Here is a 5,697-nt window from a genome sequence, read left to right as displayed (position 1 = left end):
CCCGCCGCTTCGGCGTCTATGACGAGCTGCCGAACTATCTGTCCTACGCGCTCGGCGCCGGCGAGACCACGGCGATGCGCATGGTCACGGCCTATTCCATGCTCGCCAATGGCGGCCGCCGCGTGAAGCCGACGCTGATCGACCGTATCCAGGATCGCTACGGCCGCACCATCTTCAAGCACGACCAGCGCGAGTGCCGCGGCTGCGACGCGCCGGGCGGCTGGAAGAACCAGAACGAGCCGCAGCTGATCGACCGCCGCGAGCAGGTGCTGGACTCCATGACCGCCTATCAGATCACCGAGCTGATGGAAGGCGTGGTCCAGGCCGGCACCGCGACCGTGGTCAAGGAGGTCGGCAAGCCGATCGCCGGCAAGACCGGCACCACCAACGAGGCCAAGGACGCCTGGTTCGTCGGCTTCTCGCCCGACGTCGCTGTCGCCATCTATATGGGCTACGACAAGCCGCGTGCGCTCGGTAAGGGCAACGCCGCGACCGGCGGCCATCTGGCTGCGCCCATCGCGCGCGACTTCCTCAAGCTCGCGCTCGCCGACAAGCCCGCTGTTCCGTTCAAGGTGCCGGCCGGCATCAAGCTGGTGCGCGTCGTCGCCAAGACCGGCATGCGTGCCGGTCCCGGCGAGACCGGCGGAACCATTTTGGAGGCCTTCAAGCCGGGCACGGCGCCGCCGGATAATTACTCGGTCATCGGCGTTGCCGATGCCGACGGGCGCGGCGGCGGCATGCCGGCCTCGCAGCAGCAGCAGCCGGATTCCGGCTTCTTCATGCGGCCGGGCACCGGCGGGCTGTACTAGCGGATAACAGCGACGATCGCGGNGGTTGCGCTTTGCAGCCGCCGCCGCTACATCCCCATCTCGAATTGCACGCGGGATGCGAGATCAGAGAACGACATGCGCGCCGAAATCGAACGGTTGGTAGAAGAGATCAAGCAGTCAGTCGGGCTGCTGAGGAGGCATCTTTGACGTCGAGAAATCGACGGCACGCCTCGCTGAGCTGAACAAGCTCGCAGAAGATCCCAACCTCTGGAACGATCCCCAGAAGGCCCAGAAGCTGATGCAGGAGCGCACCTCGCTGGAGGATTCGCTCTCGGGCATCGGCAAGGTCGAGCAGGAGCTCGAAGACGATATCGGCATGATCGAGCTCGGCGAAGCCGAGGGCGATGACGGCGTCGTGGCCGAGGCCGAAGCTGCGCTGAAGAACCTGAAGAAGGAAGTCGCGCGGCGCGAGCTCGAGGCGCTGCTGTCGGGCGAGGCCGACCGCTTCGATTCCTATCTGGAAGTCCATGCCGGCGCCGGCGGCACCGAGAGCCAGGACTGGGCGCAGATGCTGCTGCGCATGTACACGCGCTGGGCCGAAACGCACGGCTTCAAGGTCGAGTACCTCGAAGAGTCCGAGGGCGAAGAGGCCGGCATCAAGTCGGCGACCATCCAGGTCTCCGGGCACAACGCCTATGGTTGGCTGAAGACGGAAGCGGGCGTGCATCGGCTCGTGCGCATCTCGCCATTCGATTCCAACGCGCGGCGGCACACCTCGTTTTCGAGCGTGCAGGTGTTCCCCGTCATCGACGACAGCATCAAGATCGACATCAAGGAATCCGATGTCCGTACCGACACCATGCGCTCGGGCGGTGCCGGTGGCCAGCACGTCAACAAGACCGAATCCGCGGTGCGCCTGACGCACATCCCGACCGGCGTTGCCGTGGTCTGCCAGGCCGGCCGCTCCCAGCACAAGAACCGGGCACAGGCCTGGGACATGCTGCGCGCGCGCCTCTACGAGATCGAACTGAAGAAGCGCGAGGAAAAGGCCGCCGCCGACCAGGCTGCCAAGACCGATATCGGCTGGGGCCATCAGATCCGCTCCTACGTGCTGCAGCCCTATCAGATGGTGAAGGATCTGCGCACGGGCGTGCAGACCTCCGACACCTCCGGCGTGCTCGGCGGTGATCTCGACGAATTCATGGCCGCGACGCTGGCGCAGCGCGCCTTCGGCACCACCGCGGGCGACGTCGAGGACGTGGACTAGCCATGCCCCGCGTCGCCTTCATCGGGCTTGGGCGGATGGGCCATGGCATGGCCGGCCGCTATCTCGATGCCGGCTACATCGTGACACTGTGGAATCGCAGCAAGGCCAAGGCGGAGGACCTGATCGCGCGCGGCGCGCATTGGGCGACTTCACCTGAGGATGCGGCGATCGATGCCGACGCGGTCGTGACGATGGTTGCCGACGACGAGGCCTCGCGCGCGGTCTGGCTCGGGCCGCAAGGCGCCGCCAAGACGGCGAAGGCCGGCACCATCGCGATCGAATGCTCCACCGTCTCCTATGACCACGCCCGCGAGATGGGCCGCGAGCTCAACGCGCGCGGGCTGATCTACATCGATTGCCCCGTGACGGGATTGCCGGATGCGGCAGCCGCCGGAAAACTGACGCTGCTCGTCGGTGCCGACGCTGCCGATCTCGAACGCGCGCGCCCGTTCCTCGACCCGATCGGTTCGACCATCCGCCATTTCGGCGGGGTCGGCTCCGGCACCGTCTACAAGCTGATCAACAATCTGATGGGCGCGATCCAGATCGCCGGCCTCGCCGAGGGCCTTGCCATCGCCGAGCAGGCCGGGCTCGACATGAACCTCGTGCTGGACTCGATCCAGGCAGGCGTCGCAGCAAGTCGGCAGGTGCAGCGTCACTCCAAACGCATGGTTGCCCGCGATTTTTCCGGCGCGACCTTCACGACAGCCTTGCGGCACAAGGATGCCGCCTATGCTGTCAAGCTCGCCGAGAGCCTCCTGGCCGGCAAGCCACTGGTCGCGCGCGCGGCGGTCGAGGCCTACGCGCAGGCGAAAGCGGTGATGCCGGACGACGACGAAGGCAGGATGATCGAAGTGGTGTCGCGGCCGAAGAAACCATCTTAGATTATTGTTTGAGCATGATCGTGTCGGAAAACCGCTTCGCACTTTTCCGGATCATGGTGTAGCCGGGCATATCGACATGGGGCAGCCTCGTTCGGAACGCGGTCTCGGCATTGCCTTCGTCGTCGCCGCGGCGGTTGCCTGGAGCACCGCACCGTTCTTCACCCGGCTGCTGCCGTTTGATCCGTGGACCATCCTGTTCTGGCGTGGCCTGTTCGGCGGCAGCCTGATCAGCGTGTTTCTCGTCCTGATGCAGGGACGCGGCAGCTTGCGGCAATTGGTGGTGCCGGGGCGTGGGGGGCTGCTGGTCGCAGCGTTGTCGGCGGTCGGCATGGTCTCCTTCATTCCAGCGCTTCAGATGACCAAGGTGATGAACGTCGCGGTGCTGATCGCCACGCAACCGTTTGTCGCTGCGGCGCTCGCATGGCTGTGGCTCGGTGAGGCCGCGACATGGCGAACGCTGGCTGCGAGTCTCGTCGCCTTCGCAGGCGTCGCCATCACGGTCGGCGGCGTCACGGCGGGGGCCGATATCGGCGGGGTCGCGCTAAGCTGTTTGATGGTGCTCGCCATCTCCGCCATGACGGTTGTCGTTCGGCGCCACAGGGAGACGTCGATGGTGGCGGCAGCCGCGCTCTCCAATTTCCTGGGGAGCCTCGTCAGTCTCCCGTTCGCGCACGACATCGCCCGTGTCGGCGGCAACGGCCTTGTGATCCTCGCGATGTTCGGCTGCCTTCAGGTCGCGCTCGGCCTGACCTTCTACATGCTCGGCTCGCGCCTGCTGCCTTCGGGGCAGGCCTCCCTGATTGCGACGCTGGAAACACCGCTGATGCCGTTCTGGATCTGGATCGCTTTTCGCGAGGTGCCCGCCGTGCATGCGCTCATCGGCGGGGCGCTGGTGATCGGGGCGGTGGTCGCCGATATCGCGGGGGGCGCGCGAAAGAGCGGAGATAGCCAGAGCGCCGGCCCTTAGGATCTATCGGCAATCGGTGGCGTCATCTGCCCGTCTATGAGGTCGGCTACCGAAGGAAGAGGCAACGCTAACCGGATCGACGCGCGAGATTGGCTGCTGCTCGCTGTGCTCTCGACCCTTCCGGGGCGGCTCGTTCTTCTTCAACGGTGCGGCGCTGCGGGAATTGCCGCCGCTGACGCTGGTGTTTTGCGCGTCGTGCTCGATCAGGTTCCGAACCATCGTTTCACCGCGCGGAAAATTGTGGCGCTTGCCAGCCGCCGACCTGCTTGCGACACTCCCGGCAAAACAAGACTATAAAATAGGGGAGAGAACGATGCCGGGTCGTCGCGAAAACCTTGCTGCCCTCGCCATGTTTGTTGCCGGAGCGCTCGCCGCGATACCGGCCTCGGCGCAGAAGAGATACGACCCTGGCGCCTCCGACACCGAAATCAAGATCGGCAACATCATGCCCTATAGCGGACCGGCGTCGTCCTATGGCGTGATCGGCAAGACCGAGGCTGCCTTCTTCAAGATGATCAACGATGAAGGTGGCATCAACGGGCGCAAGATCAACTTCATCAGCTATGACGATGCCTATTCGCCGCCGAAGGCGATCGAGCAGGCGCGCAAACTGGTCGAGAGCGACGAGGTTTTGTTGATCTTCCAGTCGCTCGGCACGCCCTCGAACTCCGCGATCATGAAATACATGAACGCGAAGAAGGTGCCGCAGCTCTTCGTCGCCTCCGGCGGCACCAAGTTCGGCGATCCCAAGAACTTTCCCTGGACGATGGGTTTTCAGCCCAACTATCAAAGCGAGGGGCGGATCTACGCAAGATACATCCGCGACAACTTTCCGAACGGCAAGATCGCGGTGTTCTGGCAGAACGACGATGCCGGCAAGGATCAGTTCAAGGGCCTGAGGGACGGGCTCGGCGACAAGGCGAGCATGATCATTGCGGACAAGTCCTACGAGGTCAGCGACCCCTCGATCGACTCGCAGATCGTGGCCCTGCACGATTCCGGCGCCGACATCTTCTTCTCATGGGCTGCGCCGAAAGGCTCGGCACAGGCGATCCGGAAAGTGGGCGAGCTCGGCTGGAAACCAAAGTTCTTCCTGGCCAACACCGCGACCTCGGTCGCCTCGGTCCTCAAGCCCGCCGGGCTCGAATACGCCAAGGACATCATCTCGACGGTGTATCTGAAGGACCCGACCGACCCGACCTGGGACAGGGATCCCGCCGTGGTGAAATGGCGCGCGTTCATGGACAAGTACTATCCCGACGGCGACAAGGCCAACGCCAACAACATTTATGGCTACGTCCAGGCCGAGGCGATGGTGCAGGTGCTGAAGCAGTGTGGTGACAATCTCACGCGCGAGAACGTCATGAAGCAGGCTGCAAATTTGAAGAACTTCCACACCGACCTGATGCTGCCCGGCATCATGGTCAACACCTCGCCCGACGATTACTTCCCCATCGAGCAGATGCAGCTGATGCGATTCAACGGGCAGGCCTGGGAGCTGTTCGGCGACGTCATCACCGGCGAGGTCGGCCACGAGCGCAGCCAGTAGATCAGGCGTACCGGGCCTAGCCCGCGCTGAGGCGGACGCCTGCGCGCAGGAATTTTTGCGGGTCGACGGCTTCGCCGTCGATGCGGGTCTCATAGTGCAGATGCGGGCCGGTGGAGCGGCCGGTCGAGCCGACGAGACCAACGACCTGGCCGATCTTCACGATCTCGCCGACCTTGACGCTGATCTCGGAGAGATGGCCGTAGCGTGTCGACAGTCCGTTGCCGTGATCGACCTCGACCATGCGGCCGTAACCGCCGGAC

The 5,697-nt window shown here is 64.5% G+C and carries 6 protein-coding genes; 5 read left to right on the top strand and 1 reads right to left on the bottom strand.

Going from position 1 to position 5,697, the window contains the following annotated elements:
• The 5 genes from A5906_RS44910 to A5906_RS23980 form a co-directional block, all read left to right on the top strand.
• On the top strand, positions 1 to 809 hold an 809-nt coding region (locus A5906_RS44910; protein WP_249776136.1), incomplete at its 5' end, for a penicillin-binding transpeptidase domain-containing protein.
• A gap of 96 nt (positions 810 to 905) precedes the next feature.
• A protein-coding gene (prfB, locus tag A5906_RS23995) for a peptide chain release factor 2 (protein WP_100234372.1) occupies positions 906 to 2,037 on the top strand; the annotation gives its coding sequence in 2 pieces (ribosomal slippage) (positions 906 to 974 and positions 976 to 2,037; 1,131 coding nt in all).
• A gap of 2 nt (positions 2,038 to 2,039) precedes the next feature.
• Complete coding sequence (locus tag A5906_RS23990) at positions 2,040 to 2,921, top strand: NAD(P)-dependent oxidoreductase (protein ID WP_080137760.1); 882 nt, start codon at positions 2,040 to 2,042, stop codon at positions 2,919 to 2,921.
• 76 nt (positions 2,922 to 2,997) lie between these two features.
• Positions 2,998 to 3,888 carry a DMT family transporter gene (locus A5906_RS23985; protein WP_080137759.1) on the top strand — a complete coding sequence of 297 codons (891 nt, stop codon included), beginning with the start codon at positions 2,998 to 3,000 and terminating at the stop codon, positions 3,886 to 3,888.
• Between the two features lie 313 nt (positions 3,889 to 4,201).
• A complete protein-coding gene (locus tag A5906_RS23980; RefSeq protein ID WP_080137758.1) occupies positions 4,202 to 5,437 on the top strand; it encodes an ABC transporter substrate-binding protein in 1,236 nt (411 codons plus the stop codon).
• Between the two features lie 16 nt (positions 5,438 to 5,453).
• Here A5906_RS23980 and A5906_RS44905 read toward each other — a convergent pair.
• A partial coding sequence (locus A5906_RS44905) for a M23 family metallopeptidase (protein WP_245326879.1) occupies positions 5,454 to 5,697 on the bottom strand: 244 nt, incomplete at its 5' end.

This window comes from Bradyrhizobium sacchari, assembly GCF_002068095.1.
Taxonomy (GTDB): domain Bacteria; phylum Pseudomonadota; class Alphaproteobacteria; order Rhizobiales; family Xanthobacteraceae; genus Bradyrhizobium; species Bradyrhizobium sacchari.
The sequence above is the reverse complement of the archived record's forward strand: the minus strand, read 5'-3'. Positions and strand labels throughout refer to the sequence as shown.